Below are 20609 nucleotides of genomic sequence, written 5' to 3' on the forward strand. Positions count from 1 at the left end.
GTCAGGGCGTGGACGGCACACTGCGATGCGCGCCGAAAAACGTTTCGTGCCACACCTCAAGGGACATCAGCGTGAAAATGCGGTTCTCCTCGTTGAATTTGCCGCTTTCGTGCCGCTCAAGTAGTTTGCGAATCTCGGCGCGGTCGAGGGTAGCTCCGACGAAGGAGCCCGATCCGGTAAGCCGGTCCCACATCGAATCCCGAAGGTCACCCCGGAACCAGGAGTCCAGTGGGACGCGGAAGCCGACCTTGCGGCGGTCCACGATCTCGTCTGGCAGATAGCGGCGTGCAACCTCCTTGAGCACCCACTTCGTCGTGCCGCCTCGAACCTTGAGTTCCGAAGGGAGTCGAAAGGCGAGTTCGACAAGCCGATGGTCGAGGAACGGTGGTCGCAACTCCAGCGAGGCGGCCATGGACATCCGGTCGCCGCGCTCGAGCAGATTGTCTGGGAGCCAACTCCAGAGGTCGGTGAGCAGCATCCCGCGGATCGCGTCCTCGCGCCGCACATCGGGTCCGCGCGTTTCCCTTGTCGGCACGCCGGCGAGCAACGACCCGCGCTCGCGGCCGGTGAACGGCGCGAACCAACTGCGGTACTGCTCCTGACGGTCACGTTCACCGGCGGCACGAAGCGCTATCCTGAGCCGGCCCAGGCGCCCAGGCAGGTGGTCCTCCACGGCATTCACGGCGCCAGAACGCAGTCGCCACGGCAGATGAGAGGCTAACTGCACCGCTCGTGCCGCGCGGTACTTGGGGTACCCGGCGAACAGTTCATCGCCGCCCTCTCCCGACAAGACAACTCGTACGTGCGCTCGTGCTGCCTGTGCCAGGCGGAACACCGCGATGTCGGCAGGTTCCGACATCGGGGCATCCCGGTGCCAGGTGAGCGTCGTCCACAGGGATTCGAAGTCGTCGGCGTTCACCGCGACCTCGTGGTGGTCGGTGCCGACGTGCTCGCTCACCCTGCGGGCCCAGTGCAGTTCATCGTTTCGTGGGTCGCCGAATCCGGCCGCGAAGGTCTGAACGGGATGGTCCTGCTTCAGCGCCGCAATCTTTGCCACAATCAAACTGCTGTCGATGCCGCCGCTGAGGTATGCGCCTACCGGCACGTCGGCGACGAGCGCAGCGTCCACCGCCTCGGTGACCATACTGTCCACTGCGTCGATGGCCTCTCCGGCGCTCCAACGGCCGGCTGGGTCGGCCGGTGGCGGCTCCCAGTAGCGCAGAATGCGCACGGCGCCGTCGGTGCTCACTTCGGCCCGATGTCCGGCCGGCAGCTTCATGACGCCCTCGAAGAGCGTGTGCGGTGCCGGCACCGACCGGGCGTAAAGGTACCCATCCAGGCTGGCCAGGTCAACCTGCGGCCTGCGGGCCGAGCCGGCGATGACGGCCTTGGCTTCCGAGGCGAACACCAATTCACTCGCCGTCAGCGAGTAGTACAGCGGCAGCACGCCGACCCGATCACGCACCAGATGTACCGTGCCGGTGATTCGGTCAACGAGTGCGAACGCGAACTGGCCCACCAGCCGGTCGATGAAGGCCATGCCGTGCACCGCGATCCCCGCAAGGATCACCTCGGTATCGCCGTTCGTGCGGAACGGATAATCCAACTCCGCACGCAATTGCCGATAGTTGAAAATTTCGCCGTTGAAGACGATCGTCCATCGCTGGCCCACGGAGTGCATCGGCTGGTGAGACCCGGCGAGGTCGATGATGGACAGTCTGGCGTGGCCGAGCCCGATCCCGGGGCCCTGCCAGAACCCGCTGTCGTCGGGGCCTCGATGGCTCACGCACGTTGCCATCGATTCCAGGATTTCACGCGGCACGGACTCGCCGGAGAAGCGGCGGATCCCAACGATCCCACACACGAGATTCAGCATACGTCGACACGAGCAACTATCGACTGGGAACTACCTGAGGCGTATGTTGTGCAAGGCAAGCACCCACCGCTACCCGAAGCGCGAGGAGCAACACCATGGAACATAAGAAACACCGCGGCATTCGCGTGCTCATCATCGTGCAGAACCTTCCGGTGCCGCTGGATCGTCGGGTCTGGCTGGAGTGTCAGGCCCTCACCGCGCAGGGGTACTCCGTCAGCGTGATCTGTCCGAAGGGACCGGGCGATCCGCCGTACCGGCAACTGGACGGAGTCGGGATCTATCAGTACACGCCGGCTCCCGAAGCAAAGGGACTGCTCGGGTTCGTCGTTGAATTCGCCTATTCCTGGATACGTACCGCTGTGCTGTCGATACGGGTGCGCAGGCAACGCGGTTTTGACGTCATCCAGGCGTGCAATCCGCCGGATACCTATTGGTTGCTGGCGTTGTTATGGCGCGCGTGCGGTGTGCGCTTCGTGTTCGATCACCACGACCTGAATCCGGAACTGTTCATCTCCCGCTTCGGCCAGCCTCGCACGCTGGGGGCACGCATCCAGTACCGGGGTCTGCTGTGGCTGGAGCGCAGGACGTATCAGGTGGCCGACCGGGCGATCGCCACGAACGGTTCGTACAAGCACATCGCGGTGACCAGGGGCAATCTCGCCCCCGAGCTGGTCACGGTGGTGCGAAGCGGACCGGATACCAGGGCGATGCGGCCCATCTATCCGCCGACCGGGATCAGGGAAGGTGCCGAATTTCTGCTCGCTTATCTGGGGATCATGGGACCGCAAGACGGCGTCGACAAGGTTTTGGAAGTCGTCGACGAACTCGTGCATCGACGCGGCCGCACCGGAGTGAAGGCAGTCCTGATGGGGTTCGGGGACTGTCTAGAGGACCTTCGCGCCCAATCGAGCGAACTCAGTCTCGACGATCACGTGATCTTCACCGGTCGAGTCGGTGCGGCGAAAATCGCCGAATACCTGAGCGCGGCAGACCTGGGTGTGTGCCCGGATCTGAAGACACCACTCAATGACCTGTCCACGATGAACAAGACCATGGAGTACATGGCCTACGCCTTGCCGTCCGTGGCCTTCGACCTCACCGAAACGAGGGTCTCCGGTGGTGACACCGCGGTGTACGTCCCGTCAGGAGACATCGGCGCGTTCGCGGATGCGGTGGAAGCGCTGATGGACGATCCGGCCCGCCGGGTCGCGCTGGGGCGTGCCGCGCGCGAGCGGGTGTCCACCGAACTGGACTGGCAACCGCAGGCTCAGGCGTATGTCGGGGTGTACGACGACCTTTTCCAGATCACTCCGGACGAGGGCAGACGTAGTCGATGGCCTGCCGTTTCCCGCCCCGCCGAGGACTACCAGCGCGAGGGCGTGCGCTACGTCGACCTGGAGGATGCCGATGCGTTCGATGCGTTCATCGCGCAGCGGTCGCCGACATCCGGTGCGGGTGGCTAGCGTGCCGGATCAGCTCGCACTGCCGAGGGTGCTGTACAGCTTCCCGCATCCGCTGGATCGGCCAGGAATAGCGCAGACTGCCCTGCAGCAAGTACTCGGACTTGAGCGCCTCGGTCTGGACATCACGGTGATCTGCACCTCGGTGGGAAGCGCTACTCTGCCGGCGCGCCTGGCGGTGCATCAGACCATGGTCGTTGCTGGGCGCCGTGTCCCACACCGGGCGATCGGTGTGCAGCGGGCATACGACTATCACGATTTCCGGGTGGCACGCTGGCTGAGCAGACATCCCCGGCAGGTGGATCTGTTGCACGCATGGCCCAGGGGATGTCTTCGGAGCCTCGGCGCCGCCCGGACGGCGGGAATTGCCGCGGTGCGTGAATCCCCCAACCCGCACACGGGTAGCGTGATGCGCGCCTCGGCGGCCGCCGCGGCCGATGCCGGCGTGCCGTTGCCACCGAACCATTCACATGCCGCGAATCCCGCGGTCCTCGCGAAGGAGGAAGCCGAGTACAGTGCGGCGACCGCGGTGCTCGTGCCGTCCGACTATGCGCAGAGGGAATTCCTTGCCGAGGGCTTCCCCGCCGATCGCCTCTTGCAACACCGCTACGGCTGCGATCTTCGCCGATTCCCGGCGCGCACCGCCGTGCGACAACACCGGCCGTTCCGGGCGGTGTTCCTGGGCCGAGGGGATCCCACGAAGGGATTGCACGTCGCACTGCGGGCATGGGCCTTGGCCGATCTACCCGAGGCGGAATTCCTGATCGCCGGGGAAGTTCTTCCTGATTATGCCCGGGCTATCTCGGGGCAGCTCGCGCTTCCGGGGGTGCGCACGGTCGGCTTCATCGATGACGTTTCGCGCTTTCTCTTAGAAGCTGACGTGCTGATCCTGCCTAGTTGGACGGAGGGTAGCGCTCTGGTCACCATCGAAGCTCAGGCAAGTGGATGCGTGCCGCTGGTCAGCGAAGCGAGTGGCGCGCTAGGACACGCTGGCGTCGACTTCCTCGTTCATCCGGTGGGAGCGGCAGACGTAATCGCCGCACAGTTGCGTCAACTGGCCGGCGATCCGGCGGGTCTTGCTGCATTGTCAGCCCGTGCCACGTCGCGCCGCGACTTCCTGTCCTGGGATGCCGCGGCACAGTCATTGCTGGGCTGCTACCGAACTGCCATCGCCATGGTCGCACGGCCCACGGCGACGGCGTAGCCAACGGCCCGTACTTCAGCGATTATGGTGCTGCCACGGCAGAACCGTCCTGGAAGACGTTGCCTTTCCAAAGATTGCCGTGACCGGGCTCGAACGCGGTCGCCGGTCCATATCCACCGCAGTGGGGGCCGTACCGCGAGCCGAACACGTTGTCAACGAATCTCGTGTTGCTGGCCCGATGAGAGGTCGAATCGCCGGCGTAGACGCAGTAGCCACCGCCGTTGAACAGGTTCCCTTGCACCAGAACGTTACTGATGGGCGCCAGTTGGCCGTACAGGGCGAGGCTGGCCGAAACGTTGGGAGCGTCCCCGGCGTCCAGGCGGTTGTTCACGATCGTGAAATTGTTGCCCCCGAGGCTGATGATCGCCTCGTTGTGACTGCCACCGTCGGCGGGATCACCGTGGACGATGATGTCGTGTACCCAGGAGTTCTTGATGACGACATCCGCGACGAGGGCGAAGCCCTTGCCCCACCCGCGAACACGGCACCCATCGCAGGTGAACCCGGTATAGCCAACGGCCGCATATCCACCGTCGTCGATCTTGTCGTAAGGCCCGACGATGTCCACTCGTTGAATCATCGTGCCGGGGTATGCGTTCTGGTCACCGGTGTCGATGCGTCCGTTGATCCGAGAGTTCCGGATGGTGACGTGGGGTGCTCGCACGTGAAGCACGCCGTCGATCGCGTAGCCATCGAGCACCGTTCCGGACCGTGTGATCGTCATTGGCCCGGTGTAACGCTTCAACGTCACCGATTTCGGAACGCCGGTCGTGGCGGCAGTGGGCAACTCGCCGGTTGTCGTTACCGGGGCGGGGGAGCTGGGTGGATGCGGAGCCGGTCCACCGCCGGTGCATCCGGTCACGAGAACAATAGTTGCGGCAGCCGTGAGTACCGTGGCGGCGGCGCGGACCCATCCGTTCATGGTGATCGATCCGGTTTTCGAGACACCGGCAGGGGGTCCAGTCGCATGGCGGTGATGCTGCGCAGCCCGATGCTCAGCAGCAACGCGCCTAGGCCGGCCAAGGCGGCCACTCCCAGCAAAGCGGCCGGCTTGTGAACGGGGGTCTCGAAAACCTCGATGTCGGCGAAAGTGTATGGCCGCACCGTCAACCCGCTCGGTATCTCTTGATTCGACTGCAGCTCGCCAACCTCAGAGGTCAGCTTCGATCGGACGAGGTCGGCGTTCTGCCGGGCGGCGTCCGGGGTACCTGCCCTGGCAGCGAACCACATGAGGTCGCCGTAGCCCATTACGTCTGTCACGGGAGCCAGGCTGCCGGTGCCGACGGCCACGGAGTAGTCGTTGACCGCCGCGGACGCCAGGGCGGCCCGCGTCTGGCGGCTGTCCATGACATAACGCACGACGTCGGACAGCCCTGGCGCTTCGAGCTTCTGGTCGTACACGTTGGCGTCACCCGATTGCAGCACGCGGAGTACCACCGACCCCTTGGCTTCGAACTCGCCGCGTGCCGACAGCGTGGCGGCGCCGCCGATGGCGACGATGGCAAGTGCCCAGATCGCCACGATCGTCCTTGCCTTGCGGTTCAGAAGCACGGTGGGGCCGGTCGGCGACGCCTGCTGCGGGATCGCAACGGCCCGGGAGATTCGCCACACGCCCGCGGCGGCGCCCAGTAACAGACACATCATGCCGAAGGCCATTTGGAAGCCGAACTCGTCAAAGGTGAAGGCCAGCAGGAGCGCTGTCGTGATCCCGGCCGCTATGCTCAGCGCTTGCGACCGAAGGTAACGTGTCCGGACCGTCAGAGCCGCCCGCACGGAGAGAACGATCGGAGCCAAAAAGAACAGCAATAGAGCAGCGAGCCCGATCAGCCCGGACTCCACAATGGTGGCCAGGAACTGGTTGTCCAAGGTCCGATAGATGCCCGGGATGAACGTGCTGAGTCCCCGACCGATCCACGGCGACTGAGAAAAGAACTGCGCAACCGCCTCGTAATCGCCGACCCGTCCCGTGATGGAGATGTCTTGGGAGGCTGAGGTGAACAGGCTTCGAATAGTGCCCAACATCCCCGGCACCAACAATCGAAAGGCAAGGCCGGCGAACGGCAGCAGAATCAGGAACAGCAGCCGCTGTCGTTTCCGGGCGATGCCGAACGCGAAGAGCGCCCCGACGATCAGCGCGACAGCGCCCGACCTGGACACTGTCAAGGGCAGGGCGATGAGGCAGACGAGGAATTGGGTCCACCACCACCAGCGACGCCGTGTCGCATTCACCGCGAGGTGAGCGGCGACAGGCAATGCCATTCCCACGACTGCGGCGAACTCGATGGAGTGGGTTGCGGTGGCGGCGACGCGGGTGAATCCCGATCGTTCATACAAACCAACAAGGTCGTCATTGGCGACAAGACCGGGGATGTGAAACAGGTCCACGAAGTTCACACCGCTGATGAACTGGATCACCCCCATGGTCGCCAGGAGGAATGCCGCAAGCACAACGAATCGGAGCAAGGCATCCAGTCGTGCTCTGGTGCGCATGCTGTCGGCGGCGAACAAAATAACCCCGGCGCCCGACATGAGGCTGAGTAGTCCGCGCAGGGAGGAGGCCAATTCCGGGGCACTGAGCGGCCGCAACATCGCCGCGCAGAAACTGAGCAACATGGCGAACGAGAAAAGTCCCACGACCCAGTGCATCGGTGTGTGTCCGAGATCGCCTCGCGGATTGGCCGTGCGACCAATGGCCCACAGGATGAAGATGACACAGCCGAAGATGGTGGCGGGCGTTCCTGCTGCGCCCAGGCCGGGCACGATATAGATCGACGGCGAGAACACGAGCAGTGCCAGGTAGATCTGGAAGACGATCAACGGATCGCGTGCGTGATCCCGCCGCCAACTGGTGTACGCGGTCATTCCAGCGCCCGGCGCGCGAGTGCTTCCAGGCGCAACTCTGGCAGGCGCAAAAGGCGCGTTCGGCACGTTACACTCGAGTTTCGCTCGCGCGGTCGTGCATCACGGGCGTGGCGGATGTCGCTGCCGGGTCGCCGAATTTTCCCACGAGCTGTTCCACCTGCCGCTCGGCGTCCGCCTCACTGCTCGATTCCGCCCGCTCGCGCTCTTTCAGGCTCCGAGAGGAACGGCGGCGCTCTCTCAGCCCGATGCCGCCGAAGAGCACTAGCCCGGCTACCAGGAACGCCAGGACCGCATTTCTCACCGGTTCGACGAACCCCAATTCCGGTTCCGGGTCGCGGGTGATCTCTTTCATAGTCACCCATTGCGAACGCGGTGCACCGGCCTGCTGCTGCAGCTTTGCCAGCCTCTGGCCCAACTCCGTTTCCAGCGAGCCGAGCGTCGACTCGGCCGTGCTCAGTTGGCTGTCCGTCACGGTGACCACCATCAGCGGAGCGGCGACGGAGGTGTCCCGCCCGGCGGTGTACTCCAGGTTCGGGTGGCCGGCGGTGTACTTGCGCACAGTCTCACCGTTCATCACCGATACTGCGAGCACATCCACCGTGCCCGACACTCCGTTTCCGAGCTGCAACAGCGGGTTGCCGGCCGCTCCCGTTTCCGCGTCGCGCACCGGAGACAGAAACAAGTAGCTGGAGGAGACCGTGTAGCTGATCGGCGTGAAGAAGAACGCGGCGCCTGCACACAGCAGGGACACCACCAGACCAGGAATCAGTACCCACCGCCAGCGCGACAGAAACCCCCAGATGGTGTGCAATGTCATTGTCTCTCCTCCGGGTCGGGAAATTCCTCGGAAACTATGAGAATCGGGTCAGCGTGCACATTCGTCCTGTATCGCGCGCAGGACGCTCGCTTGCGCGGGTGCCCACGATAACCCGTTGACGCTGCCTCGCAAGGTGTCGGGTCCCACCGCCCGCTGATGATCCACCGCGCGGCTCAGCGCATCGGCCAAGGCGTGAGGGGTGGCTCGAGACCAGGCCACGTTCGGGTTGTTCAAGTCTGCTCTGGTTCCCTCGTAATCGTTGACCACCGGCACGACCCCAGCGGCCAGCAACTCCGTCGCTATGAGGGAGATGTTCGTGAATGAGAGAGCCAAGCCGGCTGCACACTCGTTGTAAAGCGAATTCAGCGCCGAGGGTGCCAAGTGGGCATGCACTGTTGCCGGGAAAGGAAGCTTCCGCGCCTCGATACCGAAGGTGTGAATGCGGATGTCCGGTCTTTCCCGGTGGAAAAGCTCCAGGGCGAACACCCCCATCTCATAGCCCCGTCTGGACACGCCCGGCTTCGCGTAGAAGACAACACCGTCGCGAGGAGCCCGATTGGTGACCTGGTACTTCTGAGTGTCGCACCCGAACGGCGCCACCGTGCACCGCGTGCCGAATCGATCGCGCAGTTCCTGGGCCACCATGTTCCCTACCGTGATGGTGGGAAACCCGAATCGGTAGGTGTCTTCGGCGAGTTCGTAGGCTGAGCCGCGTGGGTAAAAATACGGCTCGAAGTCCTGCACCAGGTAGAACCTCTTCCCGGGTACCGTGTCGTGCTTCGCCAGCACGTGCGCGGTCACCCACGCGGTGGCGACGTAAGCGTCCATGCCGGACAGGCCGTCGCGCACCGCGCGCACCTCGGCTCGTATGGCCGGCCACCAGGTGCGGATGATCTTCTCGTACTGTGCTGCCCCTCCACCCTGACCGTCATAGACATACAGAACGCAACGATGGCCGGCTGATTCGAGCGCCTGGACGAAGCGGAAAATCGTTGTGTGTCCGCCGGACGCCGGCCCGGGCGCCGTGATCACCCAGCCGACGGACAACGGCTGACCCGACGGTGTGGCGGTCGCAGGTGGGGCCGAAGTGATGGTCGCGGAGTCGACAATATCCTCGGAGCGGAGGTACAGCGGTTCTATGTTGCCGCCCCAGTGTGCGGATGCCCGCCGTGTCACTCGTTCTGCGACGCCGGGTAATCCTTCGGCCCGGAGCACGCGGAGCAATTTGCCAGCATCGGTCATGATGGTCATCGGCAATCTCACATTCCCTTCGAACGCCATCGCGGCCGGCCCAACTCGCGCGAGAGCCGATAGGCCGCGGCCTGCGCGATGAGGTATGGAGACAGTCGCGATCGTGCGGGCCCCAGTCGCAGCGCTTCGCGAACCACGCCGGTGAAGCGCAGGCCGGCAAGGTCGATCCCCAGGTTGTCAGCGAACTCGAGGTACCGGTCTGTTTCCGGTGTGCCGCCGCGGCCCTTGGCGTACGCCGAACTGGCCCGGGCCATTGCCTCGTTGGCCAACGCACCAAGGGCCAGGCCGAGCAGTCGCGCGTTGTCGTCAGGGTCGCCTCTGCCATCGGTGAAGAGCATTTCGAACGCCGCCGCCCGCTCATGCAAGTCGGTCATCACATCGACCTGTCGTGCCGAGCGGCTGTCGGCGTGTTCGCGATGCCAGGCTTGATCGCTGCCGCCGACCCAGCCGACGTCGGCCTCCCGAGCGAGTCGGAACCACATTTCCATGTCGTGGGTATGAGCCAGCGACCGTTGACCGCCGACGAGATCGACGATGTTCTTGCGCATCACGACCTCGGGTGATGTGATGCAGTTCACCCCGAGGCGGCAGCGCAGCTCGAGCCACTCGGCGCCGGAATACACGTCCCATCGTGTCGCGCGATCCCGGTGGCGCGGAAGCCTTCGGGAGGCGAAATGCAGTGGATGGCCGTAGACCAGGCCAACGGCGGGGTAACGCTCGGCCAGGGCGGTCGCCCGGGCGACCGAGCCTGGGGTCAGCAGGTCGTCTGCGTCGAGCCGGATCAGGTATTCGCCATCAGCGGCTGCCAGGCCATCATTGAAGCTGGCGACCGGTCCTCCGTTTCTGGGGCGGGCAATCAGGCGCACCCGGCCATCTCGCGCGGCCAGACGCGTCGCCACTTCGGCGGATCCGTCGGTGGATGCGTCATCGACGATGAGAACCTCGACTTGAACGCCGTCCTGCGCGAGCGCGCTGTCCACCGCCGCGGGCAGGAAGCGCGCGTAGTTGTAGCACGGAACGATGACCGTGACGGCAGGCGGCCGTGCCGGATGTTGGGACACCGCCGATCCGGTGACGACGTCCAACGTCTGGGGAATGGTCGACTCCGCTGGGTTGAGAGTCAGCATGCGGCCAACGCCTCCGAAAGCGATTCCACTACCCGGTCCTGATGTGCCCTGGATATTCCGGGATAGATCGGCAGCGACAGGATCTCGGCGGACAGCCGTTCCGCCATCGGAAAGGTGCCGGCGCCGATACCGAGGTGCGTGAACGCGGGAAGCCGGTGAAGCGGTGCTGGGTAATGCACCGCTGCGCCGATGCCCGCATCACGCAGCATCGCCATCACTCGGTCCCGCTGGGGTACCCGGACCACATACAGGTGGAAGACGTGCTCGTTTCCTTCCGCTGTGCGCGGAGCGATGACGTCCGGCACTTCTTCCAGCAACTGCGTGTAGTACGCCGCGGCGTCGCGCCTGGCCTGATTCCACCGGTCCAGGCGGCTCAGTTTCGCCGACAACACGACCGCTTGCAGGGTGTCAAGGCGAGAATTGGTGCCGAGTTCCAGGTGCTCGTAACGCCGGGTGCCGCCGTGGTTACGCAGCCGGCGGAGGCGGTCGGCGATCGTGCTCGAGTTAGTCAGCACTGCACCGCCGTCGCCGTAGGCGCCGAGATTCTTCCCCGGGTAGAAGCTGGTTCCGGCGACGTCGCCGAGGCCTCCAGCCCGCTGACCCTGCTGCCGGGCACCCTGTGATTGGGCGGCATCCTCCACCAGCAGAATGTCCGGCCCGGCAACCTCTCGAAGCGATTGGGCAGGGGCGACTTGTCCGTACAGATCGACTCCGATGATCGCTTTCGTGCGCGGACTCAGCGCTTCGCTCACACCGGCAGGGTCGATGAGGTAGTTCTCGTCGCAGTCTACGAGCCGGATGATGCCGCCAGCTCGCACGACCGCTTCGGCCGTGGCGACGAAGGTGTTAGTGGGGGCGATCACCTCGTCACCGCTCCGGATGCCGCCTGCTCGAAGTGCCAGTTCCAGTGCGTCGGTTCCGCTGCCGACGCCGACCACGTGTTCGACACCGCAGAACTGGGCGAACTGTGCTTCGAAGGAATCGACTTCCTGCCCCAGGATGAAGTTGCCCGCGGCGAGGACGCGCTCGAAACCGGCGCGCACTTCCTCGGCGATCTCCTCGTGCTGGATGCTCAAATCCACCAATGGAATGTCCTGTGTTGTCATCGTGCTCACGACTGCTCCTCCTTAACCGAACTTTGTTCCCGATGCGAACCTGTCGTCTGAACCGAATTTGCCGCGCGGATCCGCCTGGTTGCCCACCGATAAATGAGTGCCAGATACACGGCACCGCCGCTGAGCCCGCCGAGTAAGAATTGCCACAGGGCAGCATCCGATTGTGTCGAGACGAGCAGTACTGCCGCAGACGCTGGAATCATCGCGGCAATGGGTGGCCAGCACGCCCTGGCGAGGCCGGCCAGCTCGATTCCAGTGCGGTGGAGGGCGATGAGGTAGGCGGGCAGTACGAAGACCACGGCTACCGCCAGGTGCACCCATCCGGCTCCGACGATGCCCAGCCATCCGGTGGCGGCGATGAGCGCTGGCACCAGTGCGGCTACCCAGATCACCTGTGTCCACAACACCGATCGGGATGCACCGCGCGCCAGCAGATACGCCGCGAAGAGGTCGAAAAGGGCCCGCAGTGCGCCGAACATGCCCAGGGCGGCGAGCACCTGCGCAGCCGGCAGCCACTTCGGCCCGTACACGACAACGATGATCGGAGCGCTCAGCAGGGCGAGGAACGCCCCGGCAGGCAGAGTCGCAGCCCAGGCCAGGGCCGTGGTATCGGCCAGAACGGTGTGCTTGTTCTTGCCGACCGATCGCGCGAACAGAGGAAGTGAAATGGACCGGACGACCTGCCCGATGGCGCTCATCGGCCAGCTGGAGATGTTGAACGCGAGAACGTAGAACCCGAGCGCCGTGGGCCCGGCAATACGGGAGATCACGACGTTGTCGACGTTGAGAAGTGCCCACGAGATCAAGTTCGCGCCGGCAATGGGTAGACCGAACGCGAGCACCTGTCTCACCAGAGACCGGTCGAAGCCGAACTTCGGGCGCACCCTGGCAAAGACGAACTGGAGCAGCAGTGTCAGGGACTGCGCCACGACGCGACCGATCGCCAACCCGATCACACCCCAGCCGAGCAGAACCAAGCCGATGGTGATCGAAGTGCCGACCACGAAATCCGCCACCGAAATGGCAAAAAGCTGCTTTTGCGCGAAGCGACGTTGCAGCATGGCGTACGGCACAACGCCGGCTCCGCCCAACACCAGTGTGATGGCGAGCACCGCGATGGTCCCTGCCGCATCCGGGCTACCGAGAGAGTCCGCCAATGCCTGACAGGTGACCATCATCCCTGCCGTGAGCAGGACCCCGACGGTGATTCCGAGTGTCGCCACCGTTGGTGCCTTGCGCTCGGGATTCTCCGACCGGATCAGGTCGGCACTGAGCCCCAGATCCGCGATCGTCATCAGAATGGTCTGCACAGTCAGAGCGACGGCGTAGATTCCGAATTCCTCGGGGCTGAGTAGCCGAGCGAGGACGATACCGACGGCCAGCGAACTCACCCGCAAAACGAGGTTGCTCAGGCTACTCCAGGCGATGGCGCGCCGCACGTCGCGCGCGAGCGTGCCGACGATCGGCTGCCGCTGATCGCGCGCTGGGGTTCCTGGTGAGCTCGCCGGTCTATCGGAGTGCAGCGCGTTTCTTTTCATGTGCCGAACCGCCGCCAGCGCCGCCACCGCAATGCGCCCCTCACCGAGGTCAACTCCCCCTCCACGTACCGTCTGGCGCGGCCGACCGGACGGTTCTGCCGACGCCGGTATTGGCGGTAGAGCGAGGTTTTCAAGATCCGCGGCCACGTCTCCACAGCCAGCTCGGCGAAGTCTCCTGCGTGCTCAACGGCCGCCCGCCCCGGCTGGGACAGGACGGCCCGCGCCTCGCGCATCGCCTCGAACGCGATTGCCCGCAGCGCCCGCTCGCGCAACTTCTCCGGCGCAGACAGTTCGGCCCCCTCCCTGGAGAAGAACTCTCGGAAGGTATCCCGACGGGCGCGCGTTTCGGTGAGCAGTCCCTGAAAGTCGTTCAGATGCATGTTGGCGTCGTGGACACGGTAAAAGCCCTGCGGCGGTCCGTTCACCCGGCCGACGCTGCCCAGGGTCGCTGCGCGCATCCACAGCTCCATGTCTGCCGTCTGCGGCAGGTTCGCCCGGTAACCGACGAGATCATCCATGACCGAACGCCGCAGCACCGCTTCCGGATTGACGATGATGTTGGCGCCGCGCCGGCACATTTGTCCGATCCAGGTTTCACCGTCCCACACCGACCAGTAGCTGAAGTTACCGTGTACCTCGGGCGGCTCGTCGCTGAAGTCGGGGGCGAAGCCATAGACGAGCCCGACGTCGCTACGGTGCTCCATGAGCGCACAGGCCCGCCCCAGACTCCCCGGCGCCAGTAGGTCGTCGGCGGACAGCAGCACCACGTAGTCACCCGATACGCGGCGCAGACCGTCGTTGTACGTGGCGATGTGTCCGAGGTTTCCCGGGTGCTGGATCAGCGTGATACGAGGGTCCGCAGCGGCGAGCGATTGGGCGACGGCAGCACTGGTGTCCGTCGAGGCGTCGTCCACGATGATGATCTGAAGGTCAACATCGTCTTGATCCAGGACGCTACGCACGGCACCGGGCAGGTACCGTCCGTAGTTGTAGCAGGGAATCACCACGGAGACGGTAGGTCTGGTCGTCAGGGGCTTGGCCGGCATCATGGCGACCCTCCTGGCCGGGCGACGGCGAGGGCGTCGGCGGGCACGCCGGCCCAGGTTTCGTCGTTCGGAACGTCGTGCAGCACGACAGAGCCCATCCCGATGACCGCGCCGGCGCCGACGCGCACCGACTGACGCACGGAGGCATTCATGCCCAGGTAGCTCGCTTCGCCGAGCACCACACCACCCCCCAGGCAGACGCCGGAAGCCACCGTGGCGAAGTCCTTCAGGACGTTGTCATGGGTCAGGGTCACGTTGGGCATGACCACCGCGTGTTTGCCCACTGTCACATCGGTGGTCAGGACGGTGCCGGCCAGGAGAATGCTCCCCACGCCCACCGAGCAGGACCCGGGAATGTGCACCGATGCATCCACGAGCGTTCCGAACCGCTGCTCGCCCACACCCAGCGCGAGCAATCGCCGTACGACCGAGCGTCTGGCGGATCCGGACCCGACACACACCAGCAGATCCGCGTCGAGTTCCGCTGCGAGTCGGGTGCCGCCGAGGACATCGACACCGGCGACCCGGCTGCCGTGAAGGTGTGCGTCGTCGTCGAGAACGCCGATGACGCGGTAAGCGTGCTGCACCGCATCGGCCACCTCCCTGGCCAGACCGCTGGCGCCCAGTAGGAGCAGTTCTCTCATGCCGCACCTCGTCGGGTTGCGCTGGTGCGCAGTGCACCGGTCACCCGCGATTGTTCTGCGGCGGTCATCTGGTGGTACAGCGGAAGAATGAGCGTGTTCTCACTGAGCCGCTCGGTGACCGGCAGCGCGGCGGCGGCCTTGTCCCGGCCGCGGTAGGCCGGCTCGAGGTGCGCGGCCATGATGCCCCGCCGCGCCGAGATGTCGGCCTCGGCGAGGGCTGCGAGTACGCCGTCACGGCTGCGTGCGCACGCCGGAAGCACCTCCACCCAATAGGACTGGAAGTTGCTGGTACCCCAGGCCGGGTCGGTCACCGGGCGTAGGCCATCGATCGTTTTCAGCTCCTCCGCGTAGCGCGCGGCGAGCTCCCGGCGGCGTTCGACCAGCGCGGGAAGTTTGCTCAGTTGCACGAGCCCGATGGCTGCCTGCAGGTCGGTCATCCTGTAGTTGAATCCCACTTCCAGGTACTGCTCGGCCGGGGCCAGCACCTCCACCTGTCGTGCGGCGGCCGACACGCTCATCGAATGCTCGCGCAGTCGACGCGCCCGAGCCGCCCATTCCTGGTTGGGGGTGGTGAGCATCCCACCTTCACCGGTCGTCAGCAGTTTTCGGGGATGAAAGGACCATGCGGTAATGTCCGCGCCTCGCCCCACCGGATGCCCGCGATAGGTGGAGCCTGCACCACAAGCGGCGTCCTCGATCACGACGATGCCGCGCGGGTCGCAGAGCTTCCGGATCGGCTCCAGGTTCACCGGCTCGCCACCTTGGTCCACCACGATCACCGCCCGGGTTCGATCGGTGATGGCCCGCTCCACCGTCTCCGCCGTCACGTTGCCGGTGACGAGGTCGACGTCGGCGAACACCGGGCGGGCGCCGACATAGGTGGGGGCGTTGGCCGTGGCGATGAACGAGAACGACGGCACGATCACTTCATCGCCCGGTTCGATGCCGCAGACGATGACGGCAAGGTGCAGCGCCGTCGTGCAACTGGAGGTCGCCACCGCGTAGTCGGAGTGCATGGCGCGCGCGAACGCGTCCTCGAAGCGAGCAACTCGGGGCCCCTGGGCCACCCACCCCGATTCGATCACCTCGGTGACGGCCTGGATTTCTTCTTCGCCAAGCCACGGTTTCATGACGTTGATGCGGTTCATGGGATCGTCACACTCCTCCCGGCCGCGATTTCCTCGCGCAGGGGACGCCACCACTCGACAAGGTCCCGCAGGCCGTCCTCGAGAGACACCTGCGCCTCGAAGCCGAGATCTCGGCGTGCTGCCGAAGTGTCGGCGAGCCGGCGGACCACCCCGTTGACCGGCCGCTCGGGCCCGTGCTCGACGGTGAGGTCTGAACCCATTACTCTGAGCAGACATTCCGCGAGCTCCAGCAGGCTGGTCTCTTGCCCGCGCGCGATGTTGTAAACGCCGTCCCGGATGCCGCTGTCGGCCGCGAGCAGGTTGGCCCTGGCGATGTCGCTGGTGAACACGAAATCCATCGTTTGTCGCCCGTCGCCGAAGATGATCGGTGGCAGCCCGTCGGCAATCCGCTCCATCCACCGCACGAGAACCTCCGTGTACGCTCCGTGCACATCCATCCGTGGTCCGTAGACGTTGAAGTACCGCAGGATCACATAGTCGATGCCGTTCATGGCGCGGAAGCTGCGCAACATCCCCTCGTTGAAGGACTTCGCTGCGCCGTAGAACGTGTCGTTGTTGAAGTGATGGTGCCGTTCCGGAGTGGGAAAGGACTCGGCAGTGCCGTAGACCGAAGCGCTGGAGGCCGTAATCAGCTTGTCCACGTGAGCGTCAGCTGCCGCTTCGAACACATTGAACGTGCCATCGACCAGCACCTCGAGGGCGAGCCGGGGATCCTCGGCGCACTGCGTGATCCGGATCGCCGCTTCGTGGAAGACGAGGTCTTTTCCGCGTGTGCTGTCCTGCACGAGCGCACGGTCGCGGATATCGCCATCGATGAACGTCACCCGGCCCGAAGCCAGCGCGGCGTCCAGATTGGCGGCGCGGCCGCGCACGAGGTTGTCCAGCACGTCGATGTGGGTCGCACCGGCGTCCAGCAGTTGGTCGACGATGGTGGATCCGATGGTCCCGGCCCCTCCGGTGACCAGTACGTCGGCTCCCGTCAGTTCGCTCATCGGTGCATCTCCAGTTCCACGGGGTTTTCCAGCTGAGCCGGCGTTCCTGCCGCCTCGAGGCTGCGTGATGCGGCCTCCAGCACGGACAGCACCCGCATTCCGGAAATGCCGTCGGTGCGTGAGGGAAGTCCCTGCCGGATGCTCGACGCGAATTCACTCGCCATGGCGGACAGCGCTTCGTGTTCCGGCAGTGCGGGTGACCAGGTGTCACCAAGTCGATAGGAAATCGTTGAGGCTGCGCGATCGGCACCGGTCAGCGACTGGCTGTGCAGGTCCACCCCCCGGTCGTACACGCTGACCCGCTGCTGCGGATTCAGATCGTCCCAGACCAGAGTCTGTTTCGTCCCGCCGATGACCAGCTGCCGGATCTTGATCGGGCTCAGCCAATTCACGTGCACGTGGGCGATCGCGCCGTGCTCCAACGGGATGGTGAGGTAGCCGACGCAGGCTTTGCCCGCACCGAGTGGGTCTGCCCCCTGGGCGGAGACGCTCAGGGGCCGCAATCCGCCGGGGAGAACGAAGTCGATGATGGACAGGTCGTGCGGGGCCAAGTCCCAGAACACGTCGACATCTGGCTGAACCAGGCCGAGATTGATCCGCACCGAGTCGAAGAACAAGATCTCGCCGAGTGCTCCGTCCTGGATCAGTTCGCGGATCCTGAGAGCAGCCGGTGTGTAGCAGTAGGTGTGGTCAGCCATGAGGACGAGGTCGTTGGCCTGCGCCTCCTGGAGCATTTCCAGTCCGGAGGTGGTGCTGTCGGCTAGGGGCTTCTCCACCACCACGTGCTTGCCCGCCCGAAGCGCTGCCAGCGCAATGCCGTGGTGGGTGCGAGCGGGAGTGGCGATGGCAACGGCGTCCAAGGAATCATCGGCGAGCAGCGCGTCAAGGTCAGTGATCACCGGAACTCCGCCGATCTGCGCGGACAGCCGGTCGGCGCGCTGACGGTCAAGGTCGCAGATCGCGCTCAACTCGAAGTCGGAACTGCCCCGAAAATTTCTCGCCAGGTTCGGACCCCAATAACCGGCACCGACCACTGCGATCTTCAACTTGTCCGTCATCTGTTTTGTCTCCGTTCTCGATCGGGCTCAGTCGGCGCGGAAAACCGCGTCCACAAAGTAGTTGCTCTGCTGATAGGTGGATCGGGGGAAGGAGCCTGGGGTGAAGCTGAACACCCCGGCCGGCGCCGCGCCATAACCGCCCGCGACGCGGAGTGGGCCGGCGTCGCGGCCGCGGTACATCCAATACAAGTCCGTGGCGGCGTAATGGCCCTGCGGTGCGGAATATGAGACGACGTAGGTCGTGTCAGCGGCCACGCTGACCGGGGATGGGAATCTCGCGCTCTGCCAGCCAGTGTCGGATTCACCCGAAAAGTCCACCTGTGCCAACAGCTTTCCCGAGGCACTCCAGAGCGAGCCGGTGTGTACTCCGTCGTTTCCTGGGCCCTTGAAGAACCGCACCCCGGTGACGACGCCGCGCTGAGTCGGACTGAAACGCAGTCCGAGTTCCACCGGAGTCGGGTCGGAGACGGCGGGGGTGGGCGCGGGTTGGGCGCCGAAGACGCTGAACGGACCGGTGACGTTCAGCGTCAGCGATTCAGGGTTGGCCGAGAAGTTGCCGCTGTCGTCGATGGCCCGGGCCTGAACGCTTCGCGCACCGATGCCTTCCTGGAAGTACTTGTATTCCCAATCGGCGGTTCCGGCGGCCGCGTGCCAGGTCGTCCCACCATCCGTGGACAGCTCCACTCCGGCGACCTGTCCTTCGGCATCGGAAGCCGTGCCTGTGACGGTGACCTCGGACCCGTTCGTGACGGTGGTGCCGGTCGTGGGCGTATTGATGGTTGTGGTGGGCGCAGTATCGTCAGTGCTGGCGCCGGAGCGGGTCAGCGAATCGGTCAGTGACGCGGGCTGTGCTCCCATGTCGGCCAGCAGGTTGACCTGAGCCTGCTGCATGTTGGGATCGGCTGGCGCGCCGTCCCCGTCGTGTTCCGAGTCAAGTCCCCAGGTCCACTGCACGCTGCCTGCCGAGAAGACGAGCGCACCGCTGGCGGCCCGATAGAGCGTCAGGTGATGGGTCGTGACCCCGGGAACTACGTCCTTGCTGCTTTCGTATCCCGGTACCGTCGCATCCGCCTGCCCGGTGGTCGTGGACAGGTGAATCAGGCCGTTCGGCCTGAATCCGTTGTCCAGATCTTCGTCTGACTCGTATCCGATGGTGTGCTCGGCCAGCTTTCGACTGGTTCCCGGGGCGAGGCTGGCCAGCGGGGTGTTGCGCCACACCCGAAGCTTTCCCTCCTCGGCCGAGACGGTCACGGGGAGGTCGCCCTGGTCGACCATGTAAATGGTTCCGGTGAGTGCGTTTTCGGGCAGCCCCGCGCCTTGGGATTGCGGAGCGTAGCGCCCGTCGCGCCAACTTCCGGTCCATTCCGGGGACGGATCGATCTTCGCGTCGTTCCAGCTCTCCTTGTAACACACCAGAGTGCGGTATGGGGTGGCGCTGGAATCCGCAGACGGTTCATATCGGGTATGCCAGTACATTTCGTTGCCGGAAAGAAACTGCAGGTTCACTCCGGCATCCCTGGCGGCGGTGACGTTCTTGCGTTGTTGCGCGGACCAGTACTCGTCGTGGCCCACCGACAGGAAGACTCGGTGGTTGAGGAGGTTGGCGCCGAATCGGTCGGTGTCCACGGCGCTGAAATAGGAAACGTCGTACCCGTTCTTCTCCAAGAACCGCACCAGCGGGTACTGGTTGTCGAAGTAAAAGCTGCGTTCGTTCACCCCGTTGCGTGTGGCAAGGGGCCGGTTGTAGCTGATCTTGTACGCCCGATCGTGGGCGGCGCCCTGGTAGAAGTCCGACCCGCCGTAGCTGTTGTAGGCCTGCCAGGTGGTGTCCGAGGTTTGGAAGAGGATGTCGGCATGGCTGGACATGTCCCTGACCACGAACATGATGTGGCTTTGGCCACCGGTGTCCGTGCGGGTGAGCAGGGCGAAATAGACTCCGGACACCGCGTCGGGTGGCACGTCCCAGGACGCCGACACCGACCAGTTGCCGCAGTCATAGATCTCGGTGGTGGTGTTCGTGATGCACGGAGGTTGCGTTTGCGGGAGGGTGGCCGACGGTGTGACTCGCGCCACCTTGCGCGCCCCGAGTCCCTGGTACCAGCCGGATCGGTACACATCGATGGTGTATTTCGTGGCCGTCGTGTCGATCTTGAAATCGATGCGACTGCCGATGTCGGCGCTGATGTCTGTGGCGAAACCTTGGATCGACGGATCTCCGGCGCCGTTGATGTCCCACACCGATGCCGGTTGTCCCGGTTTGCTGTTCTCGCAGGTGATCGCGTTGCCGGAGGGGCCGCAGGCATCGGAACTCGGCGAGGCGGATGTGGCGGCCCATCGGCTGGAATTGACCGCGTCCCGGGCACTGTTGATGGTGGTGATGATCCCCACCAAAGCCAGAGCGAGCAGGATCGGAAGCGCGAAGGCTATCGCGATCTTGGACGATCTACCGCGCCAATCCACTGCCGGTCCCC

General features: G+C 64.8%; 16 protein-coding genes. 2 read left to right on the forward strand and 14 right to left on the reverse strand.

The features are described from left to right. Nucleotide 1 precedes the first annotated feature (1 nt). Nucleotides 2-1876: an asparagine synthase (glutamine-hydrolyzing) gene (gene asnB, locus ABFX56_RS09610; RefSeq protein WP_346233024.1), complete on the reverse strand. Its 1875-nt coding sequence runs from the start codon at nucleotides 1874-1876 to the stop codon at nucleotides 2-4. Between the two features lie 95 nt (nucleotides 1877-1971). Here asnB and ABFX56_RS09615 point away from each other — a divergent pair, with 95 nt between their 5' ends. Then, nucleotides 1972-3339: a glycosyltransferase family 4 protein gene (locus ABFX56_RS09615; RefSeq protein ID WP_346233025.1), complete on the forward strand. Its 1368-nt coding sequence runs from the start codon at nucleotides 1972-1974 to the stop codon at nucleotides 3337-3339. 1 nt (nucleotide 3340) lies between these two features. Next, nucleotides 3341-4540 carry a glycosyltransferase family 4 protein gene (locus ABFX56_RS09620; protein ID WP_346233026.1) on the forward strand — a complete coding sequence of 400 codons (1200 nt, stop codon included), beginning with the start codon at nucleotides 3341-3343 and terminating at the stop codon, nucleotides 4538-4540. 22 nt (nucleotides 4541-4562) lie between these two features. Here ABFX56_RS09620 and ABFX56_RS09625 read toward each other — a convergent pair whose 3' ends face one another. From ABFX56_RS09625 to ABFX56_RS09685, 13 genes are all read right to left on the reverse strand, one after another. Continuing rightward, on the reverse strand, nucleotides 4563-5462 hold the full coding sequence (locus ABFX56_RS09625; RefSeq protein WP_346233027.1) for a right-handed parallel beta-helix repeat-containing protein: 900 nt from the start codon (nucleotides 5460-5462) through the stop codon (nucleotides 4563-4565). Next, complete coding sequence (locus ABFX56_RS09630) at nucleotides 5459-7402, reverse strand: O-antigen ligase family protein (protein ID WP_346233028.1); 1944 nt, start codon at nucleotides 7400-7402, stop codon at nucleotides 5459-5461. The genes ABFX56_RS09625 and ABFX56_RS09630 overlap by 4 nt, the downstream gene beginning before the upstream one ends. Nucleotides 7403-7469: 67 nt before the next feature. Further along, nucleotides 7470-8219 (reverse strand): YveK family protein, encoded by a 750-nt coding sequence (locus ABFX56_RS09635; protein WP_346233029.1) that lies wholly within the window; start codon nucleotides 8217-8219, stop codon nucleotides 7470-7472. Between the two features lie 48 nt (nucleotides 8220-8267). Beyond that, the gene (locus ABFX56_RS09640; protein WP_346233030.1) at nucleotides 8268-9470 is read right to left on the reverse strand and encodes a rhamnosyltransferase WsaF family glycosyltransferase; all 1203 of its coding nucleotides are present in this window, start codon (nucleotides 9468-9470) and stop codon (nucleotides 8268-8270) included. Between the two features lie 8 nt (nucleotides 9471-9478). Then, nucleotides 9479-10597, reverse strand: coding sequence for a glycosyltransferase family 2 protein (locus ABFX56_RS09645; RefSeq protein ID WP_346233031.1), 1119 nt, complete (start codon nucleotides 10595-10597; stop codon nucleotides 9479-9481). Next, on the reverse strand, nucleotides 10591-11703 hold the full coding sequence (locus ABFX56_RS09650; RefSeq protein WP_346233188.1) for a DegT/DnrJ/EryC1/StrS family aminotransferase: 1113 nt from the start codon (nucleotides 11701-11703) through the stop codon (nucleotides 10591-10593). Before ABFX56_RS09650 ends, ABFX56_RS09645 begins: the two co-directional genes overlap by 7 nt. Nucleotides 11704-11708: 5 nt before the next feature. Further along, nucleotides 11709-13250, reverse strand: coding sequence for a lipopolysaccharide biosynthesis protein (locus ABFX56_RS09655; RefSeq protein ID WP_346233032.1), 1542 nt, complete (start codon nucleotides 13248-13250; stop codon nucleotides 11709-11711). Next, the gene (locus ABFX56_RS09660) at nucleotides 13247-14299 is read right to left on the reverse strand and encodes a glycosyltransferase family 2 protein (protein ID WP_346233033.1); all 1053 of its coding nucleotides are present in this window, start codon (nucleotides 14297-14299) and stop codon (nucleotides 13247-13249) included. The genes ABFX56_RS09655 and ABFX56_RS09660 overlap by 4 nt, the downstream gene beginning before the upstream one ends. Beyond that, nucleotides 14296-14940, reverse strand: coding sequence for a NeuD/PglB/VioB family sugar acetyltransferase (locus ABFX56_RS09665; protein WP_346233034.1), 645 nt, complete (start codon nucleotides 14938-14940; stop codon nucleotides 14296-14298). The genes ABFX56_RS09660 and ABFX56_RS09665 overlap by 4 nt, the downstream gene beginning before the upstream one ends. Further along, complete coding sequence (locus ABFX56_RS09670; RefSeq protein ID WP_346233035.1) at nucleotides 14937-16088, reverse strand: DegT/DnrJ/EryC1/StrS family aminotransferase; 1152 nt, start codon at nucleotides 16086-16088, stop codon at nucleotides 14937-14939. The genes ABFX56_RS09665 and ABFX56_RS09670 overlap by 4 nt, the downstream gene beginning before the upstream one ends. After that, a complete protein-coding gene (locus ABFX56_RS09675) occupies nucleotides 16085-17080 on the reverse strand; it encodes an NAD-dependent epimerase/dehydratase family protein (protein ID WP_346233036.1) in 996 nt (331 codons plus the stop codon). The genes ABFX56_RS09670 and ABFX56_RS09675 overlap by 4 nt, the downstream gene beginning before the upstream one ends. Continuing rightward, nucleotides 17077-18138 (reverse strand): Gfo/Idh/MocA family protein, encoded by a 1062-nt coding sequence (locus tag ABFX56_RS09680; protein WP_346233037.1) that lies wholly within the window; start codon nucleotides 18136-18138, stop codon nucleotides 17077-17079. The genes ABFX56_RS09675 and ABFX56_RS09680 overlap by 4 nt, the downstream gene beginning before the upstream one ends. 27 nt (nucleotides 18139-18165) lie before the next feature. Then, nucleotides 18166-20598, reverse strand: a complete 2433-nt coding sequence (locus ABFX56_RS09685; RefSeq protein ID WP_346233038.1) for a N,N-dimethylformamidase beta subunit family domain-containing protein — start codon at nucleotides 20596-20598, stop codon at nucleotides 18166-18168. Nucleotides 20599-20609 lie beyond the last annotated feature (11 nt).

Source organism: Parafrigoribacterium mesophilum (genome assembly GCF_039652555.1).
GTDB lineage: Bacteria > Actinomycetota > Actinomycetes > Actinomycetales > Microbacteriaceae > Parafrigoribacterium > Parafrigoribacterium mesophilum.

Bases quoted from the DNA above. Each gene is read 5' to 3' on its own strand.
- asnB (WP_346233024.1), bottom strand. From the start codon at position 1,876: ATGCTGAATCTCGTGTGTGGGATCGTTGGGATCCGCCGCTTCTCCGGC.
- ABFX56_RS09615 (WP_346233025.1), top strand. From the start codon at position 1,972: ATGGAACATAAGAAACACCGCGGCATTCGCGTGCTCATCATCGTGCAG.
- ABFX56_RS09625 (WP_346233027.1), bottom strand. From the start codon at position 5,462: ATGAACGGATGGGTCCGCGCCGCCGCCACGGTACTCACGGCTGCCGCA.
- ABFX56_RS09630 (WP_346233028.1), bottom strand. From the start codon at position 7,402: ATGACCGCGTACACCAGTTGGCGGCGGGATCACGCACGCGATCCGTTG.
- ABFX56_RS09635 (WP_346233029.1), bottom strand. From the start codon at position 8,219: ATGACATTGCACACCATCTGGGGGTTTCTGTCGCGCTGGCGGTGGGTA.
- ABFX56_RS09640 (WP_346233030.1), bottom strand. From the start codon at position 9,470: ATGACCATCATGACCGATGCTGGCAAATTGCTCCGCGTGCTCCGGGCC.
- ABFX56_RS09645 (WP_346233031.1), bottom strand. From the start codon at position 10,597: ATGCTGACTCTCAACCCAGCGGAGTCGACCATTCCCCAGACGTTGGAC.
- ABFX56_RS09650 (WP_346233188.1), bottom strand. From the start codon at position 11,703: ATGACAACACAGGACATTCCATTGGTGGATTTGAGCATCCAGCACGAG.
- ABFX56_RS09655 (WP_346233032.1), bottom strand. From the start codon at position 13,250: ATGAAAAGAAACGCGCTGCACTCCGATAGACCGGCGAGCTCACCAGGA.
- ABFX56_RS09660 (WP_346233033.1), bottom strand. From the start codon at position 14,299: ATGATGCCGGCCAAGCCCCTGACGACCAGACCTACCGTCTCCGTGGTG.
- ABFX56_RS09665 (WP_346233034.1), bottom strand. From the start codon at position 14,940: ATGAGAGAACTGCTCCTACTGGGCGCCAGCGGTCTGGCCAGGGAGGTG.
- ABFX56_RS09670 (WP_346233035.1), bottom strand. From the start codon at position 16,088: ATGAACCGCATCAACGTCATGAAACCGTGGCTTGGCGAAGAAGAAATC.
- ABFX56_RS09675 (WP_346233036.1), bottom strand. From the start codon at position 17,080: ATGAGCGAACTGACGGGAGCCGACGTACTGGTCACCGGAGGGGCCGGG.
- ABFX56_RS09680 (WP_346233037.1), bottom strand. From the start codon at position 18,138: ATGACGGACAAGTTGAAGATCGCAGTGGTCGGTGCCGGTTATTGGGGT.